This window comes from Acinetobacter sp. YH12140, from assembly GCF_013418475.1.
Lineage (GTDB): Bacteria > Pseudomonadota > Gammaproteobacteria > Pseudomonadales > Moraxellaceae > Acinetobacter > Acinetobacter amyesii.
The window spans coordinates 12,158-36,101 of record NZ_VPBZ01000006.1 but is presented as its reverse complement, the minus strand read 5'-3'; the positions used below and the strand labels follow the sequence as shown (position 1 = coordinate 36,101).

The following is a 23,944-nucleotide window of genomic DNA, read 5'->3' as shown; positions in this document are numbered from 1 at the left end:
TTTTTTATGGAATGAATAGAAGCTTTTTCCACCAAGGTCTTTGGTTTTCTTTCAGGGTCTTGAGTGAGAAGGGCTGTAAGGCAACAAAGGGGGAGGCTACACCATTTTCGATATAAGGTTTGAACTTGGCACGTAAAAGTGACTGCTCAACCCGCTTATCAATGTGTGTAAGTCCAGAGCTTTTGATTAATTCAGCTTTTTGAACTTCGCCGGTGGCTAAAACATACAATTTAAAACTAAGGTCACGATTTTGATTGCCCAGATCGTCATTGTTGAAGTTAAAGAAAGGTCGCTTTTGCCAAATCATTTGATCTTGTGTAATCACGTGTTGTTTGGCAATCTCAGTAGGAATCTACGCATATAAAGCAGTTAAACTTTGTAAGAACACGATAAAAATTAGGCTAAGAATTTTTTTATCAAGTTTTTAAATTTTTCAATATTTGCGTGGCAGATTAGAAGTCTCATGTATAAAAGTAAAGTGCGGAAAGACTCACCTTAAGATTTTAGATGGGACGGAAGAAAATTCTAAGGCTGTGTTAGAATGCGGCGCTGCCGAAAAGAACGCGTTGTTGACGGCTTAGTTGGACGATTTTGCGATGAAAGACTTTTTCTTAAATTTTACCCGTATTGTTGAAAATAACCCAAGAATCTATTGGAGTATTATTTTTGGTATTGCAGGCTGCTTAGTGCTATTTGTCGCTGAAATTGTGCATGTTCAAAATATTCTTGCAGATTTACATACCAAAGATCAAAACTTGATGCGAGCTGCGATTGAACCGATTTCTTCACAATATAAATGGTCGAGAATCGTTGTAATTGTTGCAGCAGTGCTTTGGTCAAATTTTGAATATTTGAAGTCGAAGAAAAAATTAGGTCTCTAAGCATTCGTTTCGATGTGGTCGTTTTTAGTTTTATTCTTCGCGGCATTTGGGGCTGCGACCTTACTTCCTTTACAGTCCGAAGCCGTATTGCTCGGCTTGTTGAGCTATGGTCAACATAATCCATGGCTGCTGATTGTGGTGGCCAGTATTGGTAATATTCTCGGTTCTTGTGTGAATTGGTGGCTCGGTTTAAAAGTAGAACATTATAAAAATAAAACATGGTTTCCCGTGTCAGAGCTGAAAATGCAGCAGGCACAGGGTATTTATCACAAATATGGTTATTGGTCTTTGCTACTGAGTTGGCTGCCGATTATTGGAGACCCTATTACTTTAATTGCGGGTTTAATGAAAGAAAACTTCTGGCGATTTTTGACACTGGTCAGTATCGCCAAAATTGGACGTTATCTGTTTATCTACGGGCTATTTTTTCAATTACATTGAATATTTTTCAGCTGAATGCGCTCTTTAAATTGAATTTTAAAGATCTGATAAAACTTACGTGGCGCTTCGATTTTTGCCAGTTCAAATTTCTTTAATAGCAAGCGGGCAATTGGATCACTTGGACTTTGTATTAAACGAATATCGGAAATTTGGTTCTTACGATCTACGCTAAAACTAAAATCTATGCTGAATTGTTTTGCTTCAGATTCCGTCATCGGCAGCTTCATTGCGGGGACGTCTTTGTATTGAAATGTTCTATGTTGGCCAGACTGTTGGAGCTGCAAGCCCTCGGGCTCAAAATCAGCCCAGCAGGTTTTGATGGGCTTTCTTTTTGGTGTTTTACGTGTCGATGAATAGTCATCAGCATTAAATTCAAATGGCTGCGTCGCTCGGAAGGGATAGCTGATGCCCGAATCTATATAAGGCCTGAAGCGTGCCTTTTTTACCGCGTTAATGACCATATCATCCAAATCTGGCAAGCCTGAACTGGTGATGATTTTGACTGCGGTAATGTTGCCCGAGTTGTCTGCATCAATTGCGACATTGACAAATCTAGGGCGTCCTTCCAGATCTCCTGGCTCAAATTTAACTTTGGGTGCGCGCATCCAGCTGACAGGTCTGTCTTGCAATATTTTTACTTCGCTGGCGGGCGCAGTCTCAGCGGCAGCATACTGCGTGCACATCACTGTGCTTGCACAGAGCATTAGACCTATTGCTGTATATTGTTTCAACATAGTCATTCCATCAGTGCGCGGCACGCCAATGCATTATTTTAATGCCGCTAAAAATTGAGATTATGAGCAGCCATTCACTTTAAATTGAATTTCATCTTTAAAGTTCGACTTTTTATAGATCCAAAGGGTGCTCGCAGTACGTTTAACCGAGATCTGACTATTTCTTAGTGCTTCAACGACTTTCTGATCGAGTGCATAAATGCCAGAGCCTTGCTTGATCTTCACCTTTTTCACTTGTCCGTGTTTGTCCACTTTAAAGTTAAATTTGACTTTACGATCATGCTGTTTCAACTCATGGCTAGTGAGATCTAATTTTGGTTGAGATACATATTGGAATGGCGTTTTCTTATCTGCACTTTGTGCATTCCAAACTTTTGAATCAAAGTTGAAATCACATTCAGGCGTATTGCCTTTAACTCTCAAATTAAACGCTTGATAGCCAATAATGGCTTTGGCTTCACCATTTTCTAAATGTGGTTTGACTTTAGCTTTTTTGACAGCAGAAATTAAGATTCGGTCGAGTTGATCGACACCTGTACTTTCTTCAACACTTGCATCGGTAATTGTACCTTTTGCATTCGCTGTGACACGAATAATGGCTGCGCGATCACGTTGCTTGAGGTCTTCATTGGCATATACCGGTTTTGGAAAAACCGACCAATTTAAACGCGTGGTTAAATGTGCATGAGCAACTTCAATATTCTGTGCCGGAAGTTGATGGGTTTTGGTTGAAGCACTAAACGCTGTAGAAAATGGAGCGCAGGCCAAAAGGGTTAAGCACAGATATTGTTTCATAAGTCTATTCTAAGATCACAATGTGAGTGATGAATGCGTCGATATTGCTGCGCAGTATTTCCTGTATTGGAAATACTGGCAAGGTTTAAATGGAAAATATGCCATTATTTTTTTGACTGATGGGTAATGTCGATCCCAAACAAATCACGAGTTTTTGCCCAGCTGATTGCAACAACAGCCATGGTCATACAACCACCAAAAAGTGTCGCCATGATCGTGCCCATGTATTTTGCTGCAAGTCCCGATTCAAAAGCTCCAAGTTCATTACTGCTAGAAACAAACATGCCATTCACCGCAGCAACACGACCCCGCATATTTTCAGGTGGATAGAGCTGTAAAATCGTTTGACGCACGACGACAGAAACACTGTCACATGCACCAGTCATTGCCAGTGCAAAGAGTGATAACCAAAGATGGCTTGAAAATGCGAATAAAATGGTAAATACACCAAAACCCGCTACAGCCAATAACATATTACGCCATGCATGATGAGTTGGAGGGAATTTGGTCAATGCAATCATGGTGATCAGGGCGCCAATAGACGGTGCTGCCCGTAAGTAGCCTAAACCTTCAGGCCCCACTTTTAAAATATCTTCGGCAAAAATCGGTAAGAGGGCAATCACGCCACCAAAAAGCACAGAAACCAAATCGAGTGAAATCGCCCAAAGGACAATTTTGGTTTTCCAGATAAAACGAAAACCTTCACTTAAACTATCTTTTAAATTGTCAGATTCAATTTTAGGGAAACTGCGTTTACTGAGCAGATTAATAAGGACGAAGCAGAGCGTTAGTAGAGCTGCAACACTGAGCAAACTTGTTTCACGGCCTAAAAATGCCAACATGAAACCGCCGAGCATTGGCCCAATAATTACCCCACTTTGCCAACCAATCGTTGTCCATGTTGCACCATTGGCATAGAGCTCCCGCGGGATTAAAAAAGGTTTAAGCGACGTTGCCGAGGGATTATAGAAACCACGGATCGTTCCAAGCCCAAAAATGACCGCATAAATACCCCAAGACAGTTGGGTGACATCAATTTGGCCGAGACCATATTGGTGAAATAACCCCCAAAGAATCAGTGGCATCGGTACAGAAAAAAACAGACAAATTTTCATAATGGTCTGTTTATTGAAACGATCTGCAAAGTATCCTCCCCACAAAGAGAGAGCAATAAAAGGAATTGCTTCGGCTAAACCAATTAAGCCCAGTGTTAGCGGGTCTTTAGTGATTTGATACAGTGAGTAAGCAACAATAATTTCTTGAATCAAAATGGCTAAGGTCAGACAAAATTGATTAAGCGTAACAATCGAGAAATCCCGATAACGTAGGGCTGCAAAAGCATCCTGTGCAGGTTTCATAATGGACATTAATAGTTGGCGTGCCGACATTATATAAGCCTTATTGGGCATCGCTTATAAAATCATCGGAAAATCTATATCAGAAAATTAATTAAGTTCGATATTCGGTAGAAAGATTCGCTTTTGTTTTGAGCAAAGATGCTTTAGAATACTCGCTCCCTTACCTGCAGGGCGTCTTTGCAATGGTGCAGACGTGCCGAACAGGTGTTCAAAAGAGGTTCTTATGCCTAAGATGAAAACTCGCCGTGGTGCAGCTAAACGCTTCAAGCCAACTGCAAACGGTTTTAAACGTCACCAAGCGTTCAAACGACACATTTTGACCAAAAAATCTGCTAAGCGTATCCGTCAATTACGCGGCTGTGTAATGGTTCACGTAAGTGACGTTGCTTCAGTTCGCCGTATGTGCCCATACATCTAAGGAGATTATAAATGGCTCGTGTTAAACGTGGTGTACAGGCTCATCGCCGTCATAAAAAAATTCTTGCTCGTGCTAAAGGTTACTACGGCGCTCGTTCACGCGTATATCGCGTAGCGTTCCAAGCAGTAATCAAAGCAGGTCAATATGCTTACCGTGACCGTCGTCAAAAGAAACGTCAATTCCGTGCTCTATGGATTGCGCGTATCAATGCTGGTGCTCGTCAAAATGGTTTGTCGTACAGCCGTATGATTGCTGGCTTGAAAAAAGCTCAAGTGATTATCGACCGTCGCGTACTTGCTGACATCGCTATGCATGACGCAGTTGCGTTTGCTGCTTTAGCTTCTAAAGCTAAAGATGCATTAGCTGCATAAGTCTTTATGACTTAAAAAAAGACCGCTTTTAGCGGTCTTTTTTTGGGCTTTAAATTCTTATGTAAGCTTAACCAATATTAATCGGTTTTTGTTTTAAGCTGGACATAAGCAAGGTCTCGGTGCTGAAAATGATAGTTATGCCAGTGATAATAAATGGGAAATTCATAAATTGCATTTATTTTAAAGTGCGTGTTGTAGAAAGGTGTTTTGGGTAAAATATGAAAAGTTTGCTGGTTGTCTAATAACAACCATTTCTGACCATCTGCATCCATTGAGAGTAATTGCGCATCGGTCATTTTATGAGTGCCAAAATGCAAAGCATAATAACTATGCAATACCGGCATTAGAAAAAAGCTCAGGCTCAGCGTTAAAAATGTACTGGACAGCACGCTTCCTGTAAACGCCATTTTGGGAATATCTTTTTGTATCCACAATACGCTTGGAATGAAAATCAGCAGAAAAATAATGGCCAAACACAGCAAAACCGGATAATTGGAAATGTAAAAGAACTGCGCTTGCGCGTTTAAATATAAGCCCAAAATACCAATAGGAACGCTGCCGATAAGCATGTAGGCGATCCGCGGACTGATCTTGGTTTGCAGAATTAAATTTTGCAGATCTTCTTGAGAAAGCGTCAGCGCCGCAATCTCATCCTGAAAATTATAATATTGTTTGAGTATTTGAATCAGCTGCCCTTTTTCATGTTCACTTAAGCATGCAAGGTGCAATTGAGATTGAACATTTTTAAGGGGGAAGAATAAAAGCTGTGGATTTTCTTTGTTGGCAGTCTGATAAATGGGACGCTGCAGCCATGAGATCCGTTTTGGGCGTTTTATACCAAGAATGGCAAATTGACAGTATTCTACCTCCTGCCGCTGAATGAATGTGCTGAGAGGTATTTTCCACAAGCGGTAATAAATTTTATCAGGCGTAATGACCAGTTTAATCTGCGTTTTTAAGTAATCAATGACAATTATAGATACGATGTAGAGCAGGATCAGCTGGGCATGATCGGCTTGCAGCTTGTAAATCGGGAAATTTTTTAGGGTGAATTGCAGGTATTCAATCACTATGCTGACGTTAAGCGGTTGAGCTTGATCTCTAAACCATTTGAAAAAAGGTATAATAAAGACCATCGCAATGCCTAGTAAAATAAGCATTAAAATTGTTGGCCATGAAATCAGCGGTTTTTTAGCATAAATGTCAAATTCTGTTTTCATAAAGTCTCATAATAATTATGTTGAAATTTTATATTTAAGTGTTTGGTTACTATATTTAAATTTTGAATATTTGATCGATGCTTAGCGCTAAATTATATCTGAAAATGAATAGGCTAGGTAGGTGCTGCGCCCCGAGCCACGGTTTGTGCGTATTATGTCGTGATTTCAATGTTTAGCTTCGATCTTGTTGCCTGGCCGGTTTGTTTAATGCTCAGTTGAAGGCCCGCACATGCACACGGCGCTTTTCGCTCAGAACGGGAAGGTATTTATATTGCGCATGTTCATCATAATTGCGGACAGAATTAATTCATACATCTGGGGACAGCTAGAATCTGTTTTTTTATAAGGCGTGCAGATAGGAGGGACAGCCATAAATGAATGGATAAATACCAACTGAAAAATTATTGGATCAATATAGTCTGTGAAAAGTGTGTTTTTATACTGCAATTGAACCTGACTTTATCAATATCGATGCAGATCTTTTGGATTATCGTGAAGAATAAAAGTTAACCTACAGATCCAATGCTGTTATCTTGAAGTAGATTCACCAGACTCAAGTAGATCATCATGACAATGAAAAGAATAAACGTAGTCGGTACATCGGCCACTGGAAAATCAACCTTTTCCAGAGCTTTGGCGGACAAAATAGGGCTGCATTATATTGAACTAGATAACCTATTTTGGCTGGATGATTGGCAGGAGTGTCCTGACGAAATCTTTTTTGCACGTATCGAAACTGAAATTGCCAAAGCGAAAAATGGTTATGTTATTGATGGCAACTATACTCGAACGATTCCTGTTAAATGGTCTGAAATAGATACGGTGATATGGTTAGATCTTCCGTTTCCAGTCAATTTATACCGCTCTGTAAGGCGCGCATTTTCTCGGGCTAAGTCCAAACAAGATCTTTGGCCAGATTCAAATAATCAGGAAAGTTTGTGGCGGATGTTTGGTCGAGATTCCATTGTCTGGTGGATGATTAAGACCCATAAAAAGAATCGTGAAAAATATCTACAGATGATGAATGCACCTGAATATCAACATATTCAATGGATTCGTTTAAAGTCTGCAAGTGCAGTTGATGCATTTTTAGAACAATTGGACTCTTATGTTTTTGATGTTTAAGTTTTGATGTTTTATCAATAAAAAGTGCAGTTAAGTTACAGAAATAATCTTTATACCGCGCTTTGCGACATGCCTAATGTATGGATAGAAAAGAACAAAAGGAAAATAAAATGTTGGCTGAAATAGTTGGTATGGGTCAAGGTAGCATTACTGTAGAGCTCGAAATGATTCCCCGCAAAGGTGAGGCAGTCAAAATCATGTATGGTGCAGACGCAGAGCTTGAGGGGGAAGTAGTCTCTGTCAGTCATTATATTAATCAACATGCCGATCAGCATCGCGTTCGATTAGAAATTCGTCCGTTTAATTATTTAACGACCTCATAATTTTGAGGTCTTTCATACAGAAGTATGTTTATAAAAAAAGCCCTTCTATAAGAAGGGCTTTTTAATGTCAATTACATTTATACAGTTAAAGTCCGAAGTAATAAGCCAATAAGCAAATCACTACCGTAATAATAATTAAAGTAATCACTCCACCTGCACCGGGTTTATGGGTTGGATTTGGCGTGTGTGCATGTTGAGGATATGATTTTCTTTGCTCAGTTTTAAATCCATCCAGAGGAGAGCTTTCAACCACAGGAGTTAAACGTGCAGTTTTATAGTGATTAGCGACTTTCACAATAAATTTAGCCGTTAAATCTTCAGTTTTTTGAGCAAAATGGCGCAAATTTAACTGTTCTTCAGGTGTATAGATGCTGCCATCTGCATGATAGGGATGCTGAATTTTAGACTGAATGTGGCGGTTTAATGCATCTAAGCGATGCAAGCTGTCATGTGCAAAATCCGCTTGTGCATCCGTTGGCAAGAGTGCAAGTTTTGTAGATTCATTCGATTCGCTGCTTAGATCGGGCTGCGTACCATAATAAGGTGTGCCCAACACCTCCGGCTCAATAAAACCTTCCGCAGGTTTTTGTAAAAATAATTCTGCTTCAGTGAAGTTATGAATATCATCCCATTTGGGTAACTGCATATCCGCTTCGATGCGTTTAATGAGTTTATGGTTCAGCTCATAGCGCCAAAAGGTTTCTCGACGAATTTGCAGTTGTTGGGATGCCGGTGCTTCATAGTCATTTTCTGCGTTATACCACTCGGCAAGTTCTTTACCAAAAATCCATGCCTGCTTTTTATTTTGTTCGTGGCTAACAATGAAATGAGCAAAGGGAAGAAGTTCAACGTTAGCATTCGGATTTTGTTCATCATTCAGCAAGCTAGAGCTATGTAAACTTAAGCGTTGTACCCCTTGTTTTTTTAAGCCTTCTAGCCAAATTTGGAAATGTTGAGCCAATAAATGCTGTGATAGCAAATCACGAAAATGGAAACTGTGCTGATCAAAAATGTGGTGATTTAACCAACGTTGAAAACTTAAACCTTGGTTGAGAAATTCATTGCCATAAGTGACGAGTGTGAGCTGTTGTTTCCAGATTGGATCGAGTGCCATAAAGATTGGATCGAGTGCCATAAAGATTGGATCCCATTGATATTGTGTTTATCTTATACTTTTTTTAAAACTTGATACTAATGCAATTTTAACTTGTGAATGCGCTTCATCATAACGGCTAAAAACTGTTAGAATAAGGGGTTTATATTATTTTTTTAAATTGTTGCTTTGAGAGTTACTATGTCACTGGAAGCCCTGACCACTGAAGCGCTCGCTGCGATTGCAGCAGCAGAGGACCTTGCTACACTCGACCAAGTGCGAGTGCAATTTACAGGGAAGAAAAGCCAGCTCGCGGAACAATCGAAGTCGCTCGGTAAAATGGACCCAGAAGAACGTAAAGTTTTTGGTGCTCAAATTCATGCCGTTCGTGAATCGATTACTGGCGCACTGACTGCTCGTCAAGCTGAATTACAAAAAGCTGCATTAGAACAAAAGCTTGCTAGCGAAACGATTGATATTACTTTACCCGGCCGTGGTCAAACGGTGGGTAGTATTCACCCTGTGACTCAAGTTCAAGAACGTATTTGCCAATTCTTTACCAAAGCTGGCTTTACTGTTGCGACCGGTCCAGAAGTTGAAGATGATTATCACAACTTTGAAGCATTGAACATTCCGGGTCATCACCCTGCACGTGCGATGCACGACACTTTCTATTTTGATGCGAATCATTTACTTCGTACGCATACCTCAGGCGTGCAAATTCGTACGATGGAAACTCAGCAGCCTCCAATCCGTATTGTGTGTCCTGGTCGTGTTTATCGCTGTGACTCAGATCAAACGCATTCGCCAATGTTCCATCAAATCGAAGGTTTGTATGTGGCTGAAAACACCAGCTTTGCAGAACTTAAAGGTTTGTTGGTGAACTTGTTAAATGAATTCTTTGAAAAAGATTTGAAAGTACGTTTCCGTCCATCTTATTTCCCATTTACAGAGCCAAGTGCAGAAGTGGATATCATGGATGAACGTGGTAAATGGTTGGAAGTTTTGGGCTGCGGTATGGTGCATCCAAACGTTTTACAAGCCGCTGGCATTGACCCAGAAAAATACAAAGGCTTTGCCTTTGGTTTAGGTGTAGAACGTTTTGCAATGTTGCGTTATGGCATTAATGACCTACGTATGTTCTACCAAAATGATGTGCGTTTCTTACGCCAATTTGCTTAAACAGTTTTATACCTCTCCCTAACCTCTCCTAAAAGGAGAGGGGGTGTCCATCATGACTTAGGGTTCGTCCTCTTTCTTTAAAGGGGCGCTAGAGGGGATTAGAAATTTAGAATTAATAGGTTTTTATACAATGAAAATTAGCGAAAATTGGTTGCGTACATGGGTTAACCCAGCCATTGATAGCGATACACTTTCTGACCAACTGACCATGTTAGGTTTAGAAGTTGATGATTTATCTCCTGCTGCAAAACCATTTACTGGTGTAGTAGTCGGTGAAGTTTTAACAGTGGTTCAACATCCCGATGCTGACCGTTTACGTGTCACTACTGTAAACATCGGTTCAGGCGAGCCGTTACAAATCGTTTGTGGTGCTCCAAACGTACGTGTAGGCATGAAAGCTCCTGTAGCAACCATTGGTGCAGTACTTCCGGGCGATTTCAAAATTAAAAAAGGCAAGCTTCGTGGTGTTGAATCACAAGGCATGCTGTGCGGTGCGTCTGAAATTGATCTTGAAGACAAAATCGACGGTCTATTAGAGCTTCCTGCAGATGCTCCTGTAGGCACAAATATTCGTGAATACTTAGATCTTGATGACAATGTTATTGATATTAGTATTACACCAAACCGTGGAGACTGTTTCAGTATTCGTGGTATTGCACGTGAAATTGGTGTGATTAATCAACTCCCTGTGACTGCCCCTGAAATTAAAGAAGTTGCTGCAACAATTACTGATGAGAAGAAAGTTGTTGTTGAAACTGATGGTTGCCCACGCTATTTAGGTCGAGTGATCAAAAACGTTAATACCAAAGCACCAACTCCTGAGTGGATGGAGCGTGCATTAGCTCGTGCAGGCATTCGTCAGCACAGTATTTTGGTCGATATTACCAACTACGTTTTAATGGAATTGGGTCAACCTTTACATGCATTCGATGGCGGTAAAGTTGAAGGTTCTGTTCGTGTACGCCAAGCAACAGCAGCAGAAAAATTAATGTTGTTGAATGAACAAGAAGTTGAATTATCTGAAAACGTGATGGTGATTGCGGATGATCAAAAAGCTTTGGCGATTGCAGGAATCATGGGTGGCCTAAGTTCAGCGGTTTCTGATGATACCACTGAAATTTTCCTTGAGTCGGCGTTCTTTGATCAACTCTATATCGCAGGTCGTGCACGTAGTTTTGGTTTGCATACTGATGCATCTCAGCGTTATGAACGCGGTGTAGACTTTGAATTGCCGATGACGGCAATGCACCGTGCTTCTCAACTTATCGCTGATTTAGCTGGTGGTGAGTTTGGTCCAATTACTGTTGCTGAAAAAGTAGAGCTATTACCAAAACGTGAAGCCATTGAACTAAATCAAGCACAAGTTGATCAACTACTCGGTTATAAAGTTGAATCTGCATTTATTACGGATGCCTTAACGCGTTTAGGTTGCAATGTCACTGTGAAAGCAGAAGGTGAGTGGACAGTTGTACCGCCATCACACCGTTTTGACATGGCGATTTATCAAGACCTCATCGAAGAAGTGGCACGTATTCACGGTTACGACAATATTCAAATTAGCTTGCCGGTGATTGATGTCAAACTGGCGAAATACCAAGACCAATTTGAATTGGTTCAGTTACGTCAAACTGCAGTGGCTTTGGGTTATCAAGAAGCAATTAGCTTTAGTTTTGCAGATGCGAAACTAGAGAAACAATTGAATCCACAGGTTCAACCACTAGCGCTTGCAAACCCGATTTCAAGCGATCTTGCAGTGATGCGTTCAACCTTATTATCAAGTTTGATCCCATGTGTGCAATACAACGTGAACCGTCAGCAAAACCGTGTGCGTTTCTATGAGCTTGGTCTACGTTTTGATTATCAAGGTGCGAACAGCATTCATGATCTCAAACAGATACCAACCTTTGCACTGGTTGCAACAGGTTCACGTACGACTGAATCTTGGCATGGTAAAGCACAGCCTATGGATTTCTTTGACTTTAAAGGCGATGTAGAGGAGATTTTAAATTCTGCACGTTTAAATGTTGAATATGTACGTTCAGAGCGTACGTGGTTACATCCAGGTCAATCTGCTGAAATCTTAGTCAATGGTCAATCAATTGGCTACTTCGGTCGCTTACACCCATCTTTAGAAGATGAGTTGGATTTAGCGATTACTTGGGTCGCTGAATTAGATCAATTGGCTGTTTTGCAAACTTATGTATCTAATTTTACAGAATTATCACGTTTTCCGTCGGTTCGACGTGATATTGCGCTTTTAATTAGTGATAAGATTAATGTTAGTGAAATTCAGCAACTTATCGAAAAAACCGGCGGTGAGCTTTTAGACGCAGTTTGGTTATTCGATGTGTACACTGGTCAAGGTGTCGAAGAAGGCAAGCGCTCATTGGCGTTTGCAATTCAATGGCAACATCCAACACGTACATTAGAAGATGCTGAAATCAAAACCGGTATGGATAACATACTTCAGGTGTTGGAAAACACTTACCAGGCGACATTGAGGGCTTCATGACAGCATTAACAAAAGCAGAAATGGCTGATCATTTAAGTGAGCTCACGAGTTTAAACCGTCGTGAAGCAAAACAAATGGTCGAGTTATTCTTCGATGAGATTAGCCAAGCGCTAATCTCTGGGGAACAAGTTAAACTCTCAGGTTTCGGTAACTTCGAGTTGCGTGATAAACGTCAACGCCCAGGCCGTAACCCGAAAACGGGTGAAGAAATTCCGATTTCTGCCCGTCGTGTAGTGACCTTCCGTGCGGGACAAAAATTCCGTCAACGTGTTGGAAATGAGCAGATCAATTGATCTGCTTTTTTTTCCTTTGATTTAGGAGGCGCAGTGCTCATCATCTATCGCACAATTCATGTTGAAGAATATTAGTTTTAAAGTGAGACGATATACTTGAGTTGAGTTGTCGTAGAGGTTGATTGTGGCTTTCCTTTAGCTAAATTGTCAGTTTTTATTTTTCAATAAGCATGGGCTTAGTATTTTGAATTTTAGCTCTTTTTATGAACTAGGGTTTAAAGTTTGAGGCAATAAAAAAGAGAGCCATAGGGCTCTCTTTTTGTGCTGAATAATCGGTTAGATTATTGAGCTTCAGAAGCAGCAGCAGTAGCTTCAGAAGCAGCAGCAGTAGCTTCAGAAGCAGCAGCAGTAGCTTCAGATGCAGCAGCAGAAGCTTCAACAGCAGCAGCGTCAGACGCAGCAACTACTTCAGAAGCAGCAGCTTCAGATGCAGCAGCAGGAGCAGCTTCTTCAGTTTTTTTAGCACAACCAACGAAAGCTAAAGTAGTAGCAACTGCAGCAGCAATAGCGATTTTTTTGAATAACATGGCATCACTCTCTAAAATATGAGATTAAAAAATAACCTGCGTTAGTCTGTTGTGTGCTTTTATTATGCCTAATTTGAATAGGTATTAAAAATGCATAGAGCAGTCTAACTGGTCTGCGTGTATGCTATCACTGAGTATTTTGAAATGCTACTAGTGACTTTGAAAAAACCGTTAAAAATAGGTGAAAAACGGCCATTTTTTAACAGAAAATAACAATTAAGAGAAAGTTTTATATTGGCGAAATAGCAAATAAACTACTAAAAAGAATAGGGTTTTTTAAAATATATTTTTTATAATCAGAAGCTTGAAAATAAGTTTACATGGAAATCCATCAAATGTTTCTTTGTGTAACCAAAGTCAACCAAATAAAAAGGCCATCGTTATAGATGGCCTTTTCAGTCAAACATTCAACTTAGTTGGATGCTTTACGTTTCATTTGATCAAAGAAATCATCATTGGTTTTGGTTTCTTTCATACGATCAAGCAAGAATTCCATCGCTGCAAGTTCGTCTTGTGTATGAAGCAATTTACGTAAAATCCAAACTTTACGGAGGTTATCTTCAGACATTAGGCGCTCTTCACGACGTGTACCTGATTTTTTGATGTTCATCGCAGGGAACACACGTTTTTCAGCAATACGACGGTCTAGGGTAATTTCTTGGTTACCTGTACCTTTGAATTCTTCGTAGATCACTTCATCCATCTTACTGCCAGTTTCAATCAAGGCAGTTGAGATAATTGTCAGTGAACCACCTTCTTCGATATTACGTGCTGCACCGAAGAAACGTTTTGGACGTTCTAAAGCATGGGCATCCACACCACCAGTAAGAACTTTACCAGATGACGGAATCACGGTGTTGTAAGCACGGGCTAAACGAGTAATTGAGTCTAGCAAAATCACCACGTCTTTTTTGTGTTCTACAAGACGTTTAGCTTTTTCGATCACCATCTCTGCAACTTGTACGTGACGAGCTGGTGATTCATCGAATGTTGAAGCAACCACTTCACCACGAACAGTACGTTCCATTTCTGTTACTTCTTCAGGACGTTCGTCAATCAGAAGGACAATCAAGAAACATTCAGGATTGTTACGAACAATCGACTGAGCGATGTTTTGTAACAACATGGTTTTACCCGCTTTTGGCGGTGCAACGATAATTGAACGTTGACCTTTACCAATCGGAGCAACCAAGTCAACCACACGCGCAGTTAAGTCTTCTGTTGTACCATTACCTAATTCCATTACCAATTGTTCGGTTGGAAATAAAGGTGTTAAGTTTTCGAAAAGAATCTTATTACGTGAGTTTTCGGGTGTGTCGTAGTTAATTTGATTAACTTTTAATAATGCAAAGTAACGTTCGCCTTCTTTAGGTGGACGAATCGTACCTGTAATAGTGTCACCAGTACGAAGGTTGAAGCGACGGATTTGTGATGGGCTCACATAGATATCGTCAGGGCCGGCTAGGTAAGAACCCGCTGCAGAGCGTAAGAAACCAAAGCCGTCCGACAGAATTTCTAGAACGCCATCACCAAAAATCTCTTCGCCGTTCATTGCGTGGCGCTTTAAGATGGCAAAAATAATATCTTGCTTACGGTTACGAGCCATTCCTTCGAGGCCCATAAACTCGGCAATCTTGATGAGTTCGCCAATCGGTTTTTTCTTGAGTTCGGTTAAGTTCATAGGTGGTCAGATAGAATCTAAAATTCTGAGGTACAGGTTGGAAAAGGGAGCAACAAATGTGCCGCGATCATGCAAGAAACGATAGCAATTGGTTTGCACAAAACAATTCAGAGATCTGATTCGTTATATGAAGAGAGATGTGAAAAACAATTCTGTTGCCGAGCGGCATTTTATGTGTTGTGTTGTAAGAAAATGACAGGATTTGAGATCCTTAATTTCTTGAGTAAACAATATAAGAGAGAACACAGCATTTGTCAATTTATCAACCAAAAAAATACGCTGTGTAAAACAGCGTATTTTCGAGTGTTTTTATCGAAAAAATATTAGATGTTTTCTTCGATGAAAGCTGTCAATTTAGATTTTGGTGCGGCACCGACTTGGGTTGCTACAACTTCGCCGTTTTTAAACATTAATAATGCAGGAATGTTACGGATGTTGTAGTTTACAGCCGTTTGTTCGCAAGAAGTTACGTCTACTTTAACGATTTTAACTTTGCCTTCAAACTCAGTTGAAAGTACTTCAAGTACAGGTGCAATGGCTTTACAAGGAGCACACCAACCTGCCCAGAAATCTACAAGTACAGGAGTATCAGACTCTAGTACATCGGCTTGGAAGTTTTCATCAGTTGTATTTACGATATTGCCAGACATGGATTTTGCTCCGGAATTAATTTTTAAGTTGACTCTATGTTTATAAGTATTACATAGCCAACTATAACAATGTAGGGGGTTATGTAAATTTTCGACCTGAATGGCGAGTTTGTCTAATGGATGATCACGATGCCGATGATCGTGTATGACTATCATTGCTTCAGATAAAAAATCGATAAGTTCCGCCCGAACTACTCATAAATGGCTTTTAAATTGCATGTATGTGAATTAATCTAAGCACAATTCTGAACAGGTTTTTTTGAATAATGTCTGATTTTTTGATTGATGAAGAATTACTTGCTGCTATCGATATGGGATCGAACAGCTTCCACTTGGCTATCGCACGCGTAGACCATGGTGAAGTGAAAAAAGTTGCATCAATGTCAGAAAAAGTACAGCTTGCCGCAGGTCTAGACGAAAATAAAAATTTGACTGAAGCCGCACAGCAACGAGGATTAGCCTGCCTAGCACGTTTTGTTGGGCGTTTAAATCCTGTACAAGCTAACCGTTTACGTATTGTGGCGACTAATGCCTTGCGTCAAGCAAAAAATGGTCATGAATTTATTCAAAAAGCCGCTGAAATTTTACCAAAACCAATTGAAATCATTGCTGGTCGTGAAGAAGCCCGTCTAATTTATTTAGGGGTCTCACATACTATGGCAAATAGTGGTCGCCGCCTTGTGATTGATATCGGTGGGGGTTCAACAGAGTTGATTATTGGTGAAGAGTTTGAACCGATTCATACAGAATCTGTGCAAATGGGCTGTGTCGCTTTTACCAAAGCGTTCTTTGCTGATGGTGAAATTAACCTGAAAAGTTTTGATAAAGCGGTAAATGCTGCTCGCAAGGAAATCGCAGGCATTGCCAACACTTATAAAGCTGCGGGCTGGGATACTGTTGTCGGTTCAAGTGGCACGATCAAAGCGTGTCGTCAGATTTGTGTCAATATGGGCTGGAGCAACGATCAGGAAGAACTGACACGTGACGGTTTATTTAAACTCAAAGATAAATTGCTTAAATATAAGCATGTCAATGAAATGGAATTTGATGGTCTAAAAGAAGACCGTCGAGCAGTTTTGCCAGCCGGCATTGCCATTTTGTATGCCGTCTTTGATGTGTTGAATATCGATAAATTGGTTTATTCTGATGGCGCGTTACGTGAAGGCGTGATGTACGACCTATTGGGACGTTTCCAACATGAAGATGTTCGTGACCGTTCTGTACATGCGTTGATGGGTCGCTACAACGCAGATATGAAACAAGCTGAACGTGTTGTAAATACCGCTCAACAACTGTTTAATGGTGTGGCGACCGCACTGAATTTGACCAGTGATGACAGTGATTTACTGCGTCGTGCAGCGTATTTGCATGAAATTGGCTTAGCGATCAGTCATAGTGGTTACCATCGTCATGGTGCTTATTTACTGCAACATTCGGATATTCCGGGTTTCTCACAAATTGATCAAAATCATTTGTCGCATTTAGTGGCGCATCATCGTCGTAAGTTACGCAGTGATGCACGTGTCGATGTGATGAAAGTCGGTGGTAACAAACTTGTTTACTTATGTCTATTGCTTCGTTTAGCAGTTTTATTAAATCATAGTCGCAGCGATGAGATGCTTCCTGCCATTGAATTAAGCGTGGACAATGCGCAACAATGGCAACTTAGTGTTTCTGGTGATGCCAAACAGTGGCCTTTGTTGGTTGCAGACTTGCATGATGAGCAAGTGCAATTTAAGCATTGGGATATTGAACTGAATATCCAGTCGGAACAATTTATCAATTAACAGACCAGTTAAGTTAGGGATAATGATCGACCTATGAAAAATAAAGCAGCTCAATCTAAAGCCTGGACTACGGTTCAGATCGCACGTCATCCTGATCGTCCGCAGTTTTTGGATTATGTTGGCGAAATTTTTACAGAGTTCGATGCTTTGCACGGTGACCGCCTATTTGGTGATGACGGAGCGATGATTGGTGGTTTGGCTCGTTTAGATGGTCAGCCTGTGATGATTGTAGGTCAGCACCGTGGTCGTAGTACACGTGAAAAATTACAACATAATTTTGGTATGAGTAACCCCGAAGGTTACCGTAAAGCACAGCGTTTATTGGATATGGCCGAGCGTTTTAATCTGCCAGTCTTTACCTTTATTGATACCATGGGTGCGTACCCAGGTGTGGGTGCAGAAGAGCGTGGTCAGGCCGAAGCGATTGCAACTAGCTTAGCTCAGCTTTCTTCACTTAAAGTGCCTGTAGTGGCAACGGTATTGGGTGAAGGTGGTTCGGGTGGTGCGCTCGGTATCGGCGTAGCTGACCGTGTGATTATGTTATCTCACAGTATTTATTCAGTGATTTCACCTGAAGGTTGTGCATCTATTTTGTGGAAAACTGCAGAAAAAGCAGAACAAGCAAGTGAAGCATTAGCATTGACGGCAGATAAATTGCAGAAGATGGGCATAGTGGAATACGTGGTGGATGAAGCGGAAGGTGCACATTTAAACCCTGAAAAAGTCATGCAGGATTTGAAAGTGGTCTTGAAGCAAGCTCTAGAAGAACTGCAACCAATGGATGCAAACGAACGATGCGAAGCGCGTTATCAGCGTTTAATGAAGTTTGGCAGCGACAATTTAGGGCTGACTGCTTAAGTCAAATTCAGGCGCTGCCTGAACAAAGCCGATTTTTAATAGGATGTAGTGGTGGCATGGATTCCATGTTGCTGCTGCATCTTATGTCGTTTTTGTGCCCTGAAAAAATACGGGTGATTTATATTGATCACCAACTACAAGCGTGTAGTCATGCTTGGGGCGAGTTTGTACGCGCTCAGTGTGCAGCGTTAAATCTCCCATTCATTATACAGAAAGTCCAGGTTGGGCAAGGTAACCTTGAAAATCAAGCACGCTCGGCCCGCTATCAAGCCTTTGCCCAACATTTACAAGCAGATGAAATATTAGTACTCGCGCATCATCAGCAAGATCAAGCCGAGACACTGATATTGCGCCTACTTTCAGGTGCCGGTGTCCATGGCCTTGCTGCCATGAAAAAATTCGATGTACGTGAAGATTTTACATTATGGCGTCCGCTATTGGATCTTTCACGTGAGCAAATTTGCCAATGGGCAGCACAGCTACATGTGCAAAATATTCAAGATCTCACCAATTTTGATACTGACTATGACCGCGCGTGGAGTCGTGAAATTTTGTGGCCACTACTCAGTGAGCGATTTCCTAAAATGCAGCAAGCTCTGAGCCGAACCAGTTACTTGATGCAAGATGCTGATGAAATTTTATATGAGGTATTACAACAAGATTTAGCAGTCTGCGGCTCATCGCAAGCGTTATCTTTGGTGGCTCTACAACAGCTCAGTCTGGCACGTCAGCGTCAGTTGTTATCGCACTGGATGAAAGGTGAGGGACAATATCGTCCTAGTTTTGAAATGGTACAGCGTTTATTTTCAGAAGTGATTGGCTCACGCGAAGACTCGCAAGCGGCATTACACTGGAATGGATTTTATTATCTGCGCTTTCAACAGCAACTTCATCGGATTGCCAAAGCGGAATATCTGCCAACTGAACCCATTCAAGAGGTTGAGGTTGTAACTTGTGTTGCAGGTCAGTGCCTCAAGTTGCCTGCAGGACATTTTGTGATTCAACCCTCAGAGGTTGGCTTATCACCAGAATTATTGGGGCAGCAACTGCAGATTCGCCCACGCCTTGGCGGAGAAAAAATTCATTTATATGGTCGTGTCGGAAGTTGGCCTTTGAAAAAAGCCATTCAGCAGGCGCAAATTTTTCCATGGCAGCGTCATACTATTCAAATATTAAGCCGAGATAATGTTATGCTAGGCGTCTTTACGCCTCAGGGCTTTTGGTTGGCGCAGTCTGAATTTTGTACTCAAGCTGGCTGGCAACCGACATTATCTCTTAACGCTAAATCTGCAATATCGGATCTTCAATCATGAGCGCAATTCTAAATTGTAATATCAGTTTCATTGGTGGCGGCAACATGGCACAGGCTTTAATTGGTGGCCTAATTGCACGTGGTGTCCCGACTACACGTATTACAGTTTCAGATCCCGTAGAAAAAGTACGTGAGCTTTTGGCTGAAAAAGATTTGCATGTGACCGATGATAATGTTGCGGCAATTCGAGATGCTGACATTGTTCTTTTTGCAGTTAAACCTCAGGTGTTGGCAAAAGTTTTGGCACCATTACAAGGTTTGCTAGAAGGGAAGTTGGTGATTTCAATTGTTGCAGGTGCAGAAATTGCAACGATTTCAAAACTATTAGGCACAGAGCGTATTGTTCGTGTCATGCCAAATACACCGGCTTTAGTTCAAACCGGTGCGCATGGCTTATATGCAGGTGAAGCGGTTTCAGCTGAAGATCGTGATCTTGCAAGTCAAGTTTTGGCTTCAACGGGTTTAACACTTTGGGTAAACTCAGAAGCGCAGATTGACGCAGTAACAGCTGTTTCTGGCTCAGGTCCTGCATACTTTTTCTATATGATGGAAAGTATGATCCGTGCAGGTAAAAACATGGGTTTGGATGAAAAAGTGGCTACAGCATTAACCTTGCAAACTGCATTGGGCGCTGCACAAATGGCGATTACCAGTGCCAACAGTCCTGCGGAGTTGCGTAAAAATGTAACCTCTCCAAACGGTACAACACAAGCTGCGATTGAAGTATTTGATCATGCTCAAATTTCACAAAATATTCAGGCCGCTTTAGCCGCAGCGCAAAAGCGTAGCCAAGAGTTGGCACAAGAGTTAAGCGAAAGCACCAAATAATTCGATTTGATTTAGGAAAGTTCAAGTATGGGCTCTGCTCAAATTTTTGGAATCATTATTAACGTTGCAATTTTGCTCGTATTTTTCCGTTTTTTAATGCAGCTTGCTGCCGTGAGTCCATATAACCCTGTGGTTTTGGCAACAGCAAAAGCAACAAAAATTGTCGATATCTTTAGCCGAATTTTCCCAACTTTGGCCAAAGGTCGAGTGAATACTGCAGCATTGGTGTTGGTGGTGATTCTGTATTTGTTAAAAATGTTTGGTTTGATGTATTTGTCAGGTGTGGCGGTGAATAGTCCATTCCATTTGATCATTATGACCTTTGTGACCATGATTCAGGATTTAATCCGTTTTTGTCGTTACTTAATTTTTGCATCGATTATTTTGAGTTGGGTCGTGATGTTTAGTCAGTCACGTTCGCCTTATATTGAAGTGGTTCAAGAATTGGCAGAACCGCTACTTGCGCCATTCCGTCGTATTCTTCCAAATATGGGGATGATTGACTTGTCACCAATTTTTGCGATTTTGGCATTGTTGGTTGCGGAAACCATTATGAAGCAAGTCGCAATTGCATTATTGACTGGTCTTTAATCTGAGCTAAGACGAGTTAAATTAAAAAGGACGCCGAGGCGTCCTTTTTTTGTGGATTTAATATGAGGTGTAAAACAAGATATTTATACTAACTAATAAACATCTCACCTCCATCCAACCTTCCTCCTAGAGGGAGAAAGGCGTGAATGAACGTGAATGAATTAGTGTGCTTCGTCCCAGTTATTGCCGTGACCCACTTCCACAATCAGTGGAACGGAAATTTTCAACACAGATTGCATCACTTCAGTCAGTTGGGCAGACAGTTCATCGGCAATTGCAGCATCAACTTCAAACACCAATTCATCGTGTACTTGCAGTAACATTTTGGCTTGATCTTTCGGTAAGATTTTATCGACTGCAATCATGGCTAGTTTAATGATATCCGCCGCAGAACCTTGTAGCGGCGCATTAATCGCTGCACGTTCAGCGCCTTGTTTCACCATTTTGTTGCTCGCCATAATGTCCGGTGTATACAGACGACGACCTAAAATGGTTTCCACAAAACCTTGTTCACGTGCGACTTGGCGAGTACGTTCCATATATTCCAAAACACCAGGGTAGCGTTGGAAGTATTTACCAATATAGTTACGCGACTCTTCACGAGTGAAACCTAATTGACGGGTCAAACCAAATTCTGACATGCCATAGAGCAGACCGAAGTTCACCGCTTTGGCTTGACGACGTTGGTTGCTAGTCACTTCGTCGAGTGGAATGCCCAAAACTTCTGCCGCTGTACGTTTATGTACATCTTGCCCATGATTGAAGGCATCGACCAATGCATGATCTTGTGAGAAGTGCGCCATTAAACGTAATTCGATTTGCGAGTAATCGGCTGCCAATAAAATGCGACCTTCAGGTGCAATAAAGGCTTTACGGATTTGACGTCCAATATCTTCACGGACAGGAATGTTTTGCAAGTTTGGATCTGTGGATGACAGACGACCTGTAGCCGTTAACGCTTGGTGATAGCTGGTATGTACACGATGTGTGTCATTATTCACTTGCTTTAACAAACCGTCGGTATAGGTGCTTTTCAGTTTAGAGAGACCACGATATTCCAAAATTAAATCAGTAATCGGATGGTCGATTTTTTCTAACACACTTTCACTGGTACTGTACTGACCTGTAGAAGTTTTCTTACCGCCTTTTAAACCTAATTTATCAAACAGAATCTCACCAACTTGTTTTGGTGAGCTGACATTGAAGCTTTGACCCGCAAGATCGGTAATTTCTGTTTCTAAATTTTGAATGGTATTGGCAAATTCCACACCGAGTTGGTCGAGGAAGTTCATATCCAATTCAATGCCGTTTTCTTCCATAGAGGTTAGAACACGAGCAACAGGCATTTCAATATTGTGCAAAATATTGATCAGCTCCGGGTGAGCTTGTAACTTCTTATCGAGTACTTCATATAGACGATAGGTCACATGGGCATCTTCTGCGGCATAATGGGCTGCCGTTTCAAGCTCAATTTGGTTAAAGGTCTTTTGTTTTGCACCTTTGCCCGCCACTTGTTCGAACGTCGTAGTGAGATGACTTAAATACAAACGCGCGACGTCATCCATCCCATGACGTGTAGCCACAGAGTTAAGGACATAAGAGGCCAACATGGTATCGAAATACCAACCTGCCAAATGAATGCCATGATTTTCTAAGACATGTGCATCATATTTGAGATGATGACCAATTTTTTGTACGTCATTATCTTCAAGTAAAGGTTTGAGTTGATTCAGGATCGTGTCGCGATCAAGTTGTTTCGGCGCACCTTCATAATCATGCGCAAGCGGCACGTAATAGGCATCATGTGCATCTAAAGCCACCGAGAAACCCACAATCTGTGCCACGCGGTAATCGAGGCTTGTGGTTTCAGTATCAAAGGCAAAACGCTTTTCAGTATTTAGACGTTTAAATAACACATCCCAATCTTCTTGGTTCAATACCGTGTGATAACGTGCTTCACCAAGTAAGTCATCAACACTGGTTTTGTCCGCTTGATCTTCAACTTCAGGTGCATTGGCAACAGTCGCCGTGGTGTTGATGGCTTTGGCTGCTTGTTTGTAAGTTGCGCCATTGGGGTTGTTCGGATGATCTAATGACTGCAGTTGGTTACGGAATTCTAGTTCCGTATATAAATCACGCAGTGCTGGAATATTTGGATCGGCAAGTTTCAAATCTTCGTATTTAAGACCCATGTCGAGGTCACAAACAATACTCGCCAGTTGGTGGTCAAGAGCAATCCCTTCGATATTGTCTTTAATGTTTTGACCGACTTTACCTTTAATACTGTCGACATTTTCTAAAATGCCGCCAATCGAGCCGTACTCGGTTAAAAGTTTCGCTGCCGTTTTTGCGCCAACACCGGGTACACCACGGATACCATCAGAGGCATCGCCCATCAGCGTGAGGTAGTCAATGATTTGATTCGGCCACACCCCAAATTTTTCAAAAACACCTTGAACGTCCATAGGTTTGTCTTTGAAGCTGTCTTCTAAAGTGACACGCTCAGTAACGAGCTGTGCCATGTCTTTGTCACCGGTGGAGATTAAAACTTGATGACCGGCTGCTTCAGCGCGTTTGGCCAAAGTTCCGATAATGTCATCGGCTTCAGCGCCCGGCAACATATGTAGTGGAATCCCTAGAGCACGAATTAATGCATGAAGATATGGAATTTGTTGTGATAATTCTTCAGGCATACTTGGACGGTCACCCTTATAAATCGGGGACAATTCATGACGGAAGGTTGGTTCAGGTGTATCGAAAATAACGGCCATATGCGTCGGTTGGATGCGACGCATTAATTTTTGGATGGCAGAAATGGCACCTCGGATTGCATTGGTATGCAAACCGGTTGAAGTGGTTAATGGTGGCAGTGCATGGTAAGCACGAAATAAAAAGTATGAGCCATCGACCAAGACAAATGGTGGCATTGATAATTTCCTAATCCTAAAAACGGTTTTATTGTAC

The 23,944-nt window shown here is 41.3% G+C and carries 24 protein-coding genes; 14 read left to right on the top strand and 10 right to left on the bottom strand.

The window, feature by feature from the left end; translation table 11 throughout:
* Positions 1–4: 4 nt before the first annotated feature.
* Positions 5–325: an energy transducer TonB gene (locus FTU75_RS09485; RefSeq protein ID WP_180115834.1), complete on the bottom strand. Its 321-nt coding sequence runs from the start codon at positions 323–325 to the stop codon at positions 5–7.
* 271 nt (positions 326–596) lie between these two features.
* Here FTU75_RS09485 and FTU75_RS09480 point away from each other — a divergent pair, with 271 nt between their 5' ends.
* Positions 597–881 (top strand): hypothetical protein, encoded by a 285-nt coding sequence (locus FTU75_RS09480; RefSeq protein ID WP_078192639.1) that lies wholly within the window; start codon positions 597–599, stop codon positions 879–881.
* A 12-nt stretch (positions 882–893) separates the two neighbouring features.
* Positions 894–1,322 carry a YqaA family protein gene (locus FTU75_RS09475; RefSeq protein WP_180115833.1) on the top strand — a complete coding sequence of 143 codons (429 nt, stop codon included), beginning with the start codon at positions 894–896 and terminating at the stop codon, positions 1,320–1,322.
* Here FTU75_RS09475 and FTU75_RS09470 read toward each other — a convergent pair.
* The 3 genes from FTU75_RS09470 to FTU75_RS09460 all read right to left on the bottom strand — a co-directional run bounded on the left by FTU75_RS09470 (position 1,310) and on the right by FTU75_RS09460 (position 4,209).
* Entirely contained in the window at positions 1,310–2,056 is a 747-nt protein-coding gene (locus FTU75_RS09470) for an energy transducer TonB (RefSeq protein ID WP_162689745.1), read from the bottom strand. The two genes, FTU75_RS09475 and FTU75_RS09470, sit on opposite strands and share 13 nt — an antisense overlap.
* A 60-nt stretch (positions 2,057–2,116) precedes the next feature.
* On the bottom strand, positions 2,117–2,851 hold the full coding sequence (locus tag FTU75_RS09465) for an energy transducer TonB (RefSeq protein WP_180115832.1): 735 nt from the start codon (positions 2,849–2,851) through the stop codon (positions 2,117–2,119).
* Positions 2,852–2,955: 104 nt separating this feature from the next.
* Positions 2,956–4,209 carry an MFS transporter gene (locus FTU75_RS09460; RefSeq protein ID WP_180115947.1) on the bottom strand — a complete coding sequence of 418 codons (1,254 nt, stop codon included), beginning with the start codon at positions 4,207–4,209 and terminating at the stop codon, positions 2,956–2,958.
* A 223-nt stretch (positions 4,210–4,432) separates the two neighbouring features.
* Between FTU75_RS09460 and rpmI the strand changes: the two genes are divergently transcribed.
* Together rpmI and rplT are read left to right on the top strand one after the other, a co-directional pair.
* The gene (gene rpmI, locus FTU75_RS09455) at positions 4,433–4,627 is read left to right on the top strand and encodes a 50S ribosomal protein L35 (RefSeq protein ID WP_065994397.1); all 195 of its coding nucleotides are present in this window, start codon (positions 4,433–4,435) and stop codon (positions 4,625–4,627) included.
* Between the two features lie 11 nt (positions 4,628–4,638).
* A complete protein-coding gene (rplT, locus tag FTU75_RS09450; protein ID WP_004647525.1) occupies positions 4,639–4,998 on the top strand; it encodes a 50S ribosomal protein L20 in 360 nt (119 codons plus the stop codon).
* A 77-nt stretch (positions 4,999–5,075) separates the two neighbouring features.
* Here rplT and FTU75_RS09445 read toward each other — a convergent pair whose 3' ends face one another.
* A complete protein-coding gene (locus tag FTU75_RS09445; protein WP_180089849.1) occupies positions 5,076–6,218 on the bottom strand; it encodes a hypothetical protein in 1,143 nt (380 codons plus the stop codon).
* Positions 6,219–6,791: 573 nt separating this feature from the next.
* Here FTU75_RS09445 and FTU75_RS09440 point away from each other — a divergent pair.
* Entirely contained in the window at positions 6,792–7,343 is a 552-nt protein-coding gene (locus tag FTU75_RS09440) for an adenylate kinase (RefSeq protein WP_180115831.1), read from the top strand.
* A gap of 110 nt (positions 7,344–7,453) precedes the next feature.
* Positions 7,454–7,666, top strand: coding sequence for a hypothetical protein (locus FTU75_RS09435; RefSeq protein ID WP_111884721.1), 213 nt, complete (start codon positions 7,454–7,456; stop codon positions 7,664–7,666).
* Between the two features lie 85 nt (positions 7,667–7,751).
* On the opposite strand, the gene FTU75_RS09430 is transcribed toward FTU75_RS09435, so the two are convergent.
* On the bottom strand, positions 7,752–8,780 hold the full coding sequence (locus tag FTU75_RS09430) for a hypothetical protein (protein WP_180115946.1): 1,029 nt from the start codon (positions 8,778–8,780) through the stop codon (positions 7,752–7,754).
* A 180-nt stretch (positions 8,781–8,960) separates the two neighbouring features.
* Between FTU75_RS09430 and pheS the strand changes: the two genes are divergently transcribed.
* From pheS to FTU75_RS09415, 3 genes are all read left to right on the top strand, one after another.
* Positions 8,961–9,941, top strand: coding sequence for a phenylalanine--tRNA ligase subunit alpha (gene pheS, locus FTU75_RS09425; RefSeq protein ID WP_180024390.1), 981 nt, complete (start codon positions 8,961–8,963; stop codon positions 9,939–9,941).
* 130 nt (positions 9,942–10,071) lie between these two features.
* Entirely contained in the window at positions 10,072–12,453 is a 2,382-nt protein-coding gene (gene pheT, locus FTU75_RS09420; RefSeq protein ID WP_180115830.1) for a phenylalanine--tRNA ligase subunit beta, read from the top strand.
* Complete coding sequence (locus FTU75_RS09415; RefSeq protein WP_004783565.1) at positions 12,450–12,746, top strand: integration host factor subunit alpha; 297 nt, start codon at positions 12,450–12,452, stop codon at positions 12,744–12,746. Before pheT ends, FTU75_RS09415 begins: the two co-directional genes overlap by 4 nt.
* A gap of 281 nt (positions 12,747–13,027) precedes the next feature.
* On the opposite strand, the gene FTU75_RS09410 is transcribed toward FTU75_RS09415, so the two are convergent.
* The 3 genes from FTU75_RS09410 to trxA form a co-directional block, all read right to left on the bottom strand.
* Positions 13,028–13,273 (bottom strand): hypothetical protein, encoded by a 246-nt coding sequence (locus tag FTU75_RS09410; RefSeq protein WP_078192631.1) that lies wholly within the window; start codon positions 13,271–13,273, stop codon positions 13,028–13,030.
* Positions 13,274–13,685: 412 nt separating this feature from the next.
* Entirely contained in the window at positions 13,686–14,954 is a 1,269-nt protein-coding gene (rho, locus tag FTU75_RS09405) for a transcription termination factor Rho (protein ID WP_067731074.1), read from the bottom strand.
* 323 nt (positions 14,955–15,277) lie between these two features.
* The gene (gene trxA, locus FTU75_RS09400; protein WP_078192629.1) at positions 15,278–15,604 is read right to left on the bottom strand and encodes a thioredoxin; all 327 of its coding nucleotides are present in this window, start codon (positions 15,602–15,604) and stop codon (positions 15,278–15,280) included.
* A gap of 266 nt (positions 15,605–15,870) precedes the next feature.
* Between trxA and ppx the strand changes: the two genes are divergently transcribed.
* Genes ppx through FTU75_RS09375 form a run of 5 tightly spaced genes read left to right on the top strand, consistent with a single transcriptional unit; the run spans position 15,871 to position 20,980 of the window.
* Positions 15,871–17,391, top strand: a complete 1,521-nt coding sequence (gene ppx / locus FTU75_RS09395) for an exopolyphosphatase (RefSeq protein WP_168378483.1) — start codon at positions 15,871–15,873, stop codon at positions 17,389–17,391.
* A gap of 33 nt (positions 17,392–17,424) precedes the next feature.
* Complete coding sequence (locus tag FTU75_RS09390; RefSeq protein WP_180115829.1) at positions 17,425–18,249, top strand: acetyl-CoA carboxylase carboxyltransferase subunit alpha; 825 nt, start codon at positions 17,425–17,427, stop codon at positions 18,247–18,249.
* Positions 18,186–19,562, top strand: a complete 1,377-nt coding sequence (tilS, locus tag FTU75_RS09385) for a tRNA lysidine(34) synthetase TilS (RefSeq protein WP_180115828.1) — start codon at positions 18,186–18,188, stop codon at positions 19,560–19,562. The genes FTU75_RS09390 and tilS overlap by 64 nt, the downstream gene beginning before the upstream one ends.
* Positions 19,559–20,389 carry a pyrroline-5-carboxylate reductase gene (gene proC / locus FTU75_RS09380; protein WP_180007240.1) on the top strand — a complete coding sequence of 277 codons (831 nt, stop codon included), beginning with the start codon at positions 19,559–19,561 and terminating at the stop codon, positions 20,387–20,389. Before tilS ends, proC begins: the two co-directional genes overlap by 4 nt.
* A gap of 27 nt (positions 20,390–20,416) precedes the next feature.
* Complete coding sequence (locus FTU75_RS09375) at positions 20,417–20,980, top strand: YggT family protein (RefSeq protein ID WP_078189567.1); 564 nt, start codon at positions 20,417–20,419, stop codon at positions 20,978–20,980.
* A gap of 161 nt (positions 20,981–21,141) precedes the next feature.
* On the opposite strand, the gene polA is transcribed toward FTU75_RS09375, so the two are convergent.
* Positions 21,142–23,907, bottom strand: coding sequence for a DNA polymerase I (gene polA / locus FTU75_RS09370; RefSeq protein ID WP_180115827.1), 2,766 nt, complete (start codon positions 23,905–23,907; stop codon positions 21,142–21,144).
* Positions 23,908–23,944 lie beyond the last annotated feature (37 nt).

Coding starts and splice junctions, on each gene's coding strand:
- FTU75_RS09445 (WP_180089849.1), bottom strand. CDS start 6,218: ATGAAAACAGAATTTGACATTTATGCTAAAAAACCGCTGATTTCATGG.
- FTU75_RS09375 (WP_078189567.1), top strand. CDS start 20,417: ATGGGCTCTGCTCAAATTTTTGGAATCATTATTAACGTTGCAATTTTG.
- ppx (WP_168378483.1), top strand. CDS start 15,871: ATGTCTGATTTTTTGATTGATGAAGAATTACTTGCTGCTATCGATATG.
- FTU75_RS09410 (WP_078192631.1), bottom strand. CDS start 13,273: ATGTTATTCAAAAAAATCGCTATTGCTGCTGCAGTTGCTACTACTTTA.
- polA (WP_180115827.1), bottom strand. CDS start 23,907: ATGCCACCATTTGTCTTGGTCGATGGCTCATACTTTTTATTTCGTGCT.
- FTU75_RS09415 (WP_004783565.1), top strand. CDS start 12,450: ATGACAGCATTAACAAAAGCAGAAATGGCTGATCATTTAAGTGAGCTC.
- FTU75_RS09440 (WP_180115831.1), top strand. CDS start 6,792: ATGAAAAGAATAAACGTAGTCGGTACATCGGCCACTGGAAAATCAACC.
- rplT (WP_004647525.1), top strand. CDS start 4,639: ATGGCTCGTGTTAAACGTGGTGTACAGGCTCATCGCCGTCATAAAAAA.
- FTU75_RS09465 (WP_180115832.1), bottom strand. CDS start 2,851: ATGAAACAATATCTGTGCTTAACCCTTTTGGCCTGCGCTCCATTTTCT.
- FTU75_RS09475 (WP_180115833.1), top strand. CDS start 894: ATGTGGTCGTTTTTAGTTTTATTCTTCGCGGCATTTGGGGCTGCGACC.
- FTU75_RS09460 (WP_180115947.1), bottom strand. CDS start 4,209: ATGAAACCTGCACAGGATGCTTTTGCAGCCCTACGTTATCGGGATTTC.
- FTU75_RS09390 (WP_180115829.1), top strand. CDS start 17,425: ATGAAAAATAAAGCAGCTCAATCTAAAGCCTGGACTACGGTTCAGATC.
- proC (WP_180007240.1), top strand. CDS start 19,559: ATGAGCGCAATTCTAAATTGTAATATCAGTTTCATTGGTGGCGGCAAC.
- trxA (WP_078192629.1), bottom strand. CDS start 15,604: ATGTCTGGCAATATCGTAAATACAACTGATGAAAACTTCCAAGCCGAT.
- rpmI (WP_065994397.1), top strand. CDS start 4,433: ATGCCTAAGATGAAAACTCGCCGTGGTGCAGCTAAACGCTTCAAGCCA.
- tilS (WP_180115828.1), top strand. CDS start 18,186: ATGCGAAGCGCGTTATCAGCGTTTAATGAAGTTTGGCAGCGACAATTT.
- pheT (WP_180115830.1), top strand. CDS start 10,072: ATGAAAATTAGCGAAAATTGGTTGCGTACATGGGTTAACCCAGCCATT.
- FTU75_RS09480 (WP_078192639.1), top strand. CDS start 597: ATGAAAGACTTTTTCTTAAATTTTACCCGTATTGTTGAAAATAACCCA.
- FTU75_RS09470 (WP_162689745.1), bottom strand. CDS start 2,056: ATGTTGAAACAATATACAGCAATAGGTCTAATGCTCTGTGCAAGCACA.
- FTU75_RS09430 (WP_180115946.1), bottom strand. CDS start 8,780: ATGGCACTCGATCCAATCTGGAAACAACAGCTCACACTCGTCACTTAT.
- FTU75_RS09435 (WP_111884721.1), top strand. CDS start 7,454: ATGTTGGCTGAAATAGTTGGTATGGGTCAAGGTAGCATTACTGTAGAG.
- rho (WP_067731074.1), bottom strand. CDS start 14,954: ATGAACTTAACCGAACTCAAGAAAAAACCGATTGGCGAACTCATCAAG.
- pheS (WP_180024390.1), top strand. CDS start 8,961: ATGTCACTGGAAGCCCTGACCACTGAAGCGCTCGCTGCGATTGCAGCA.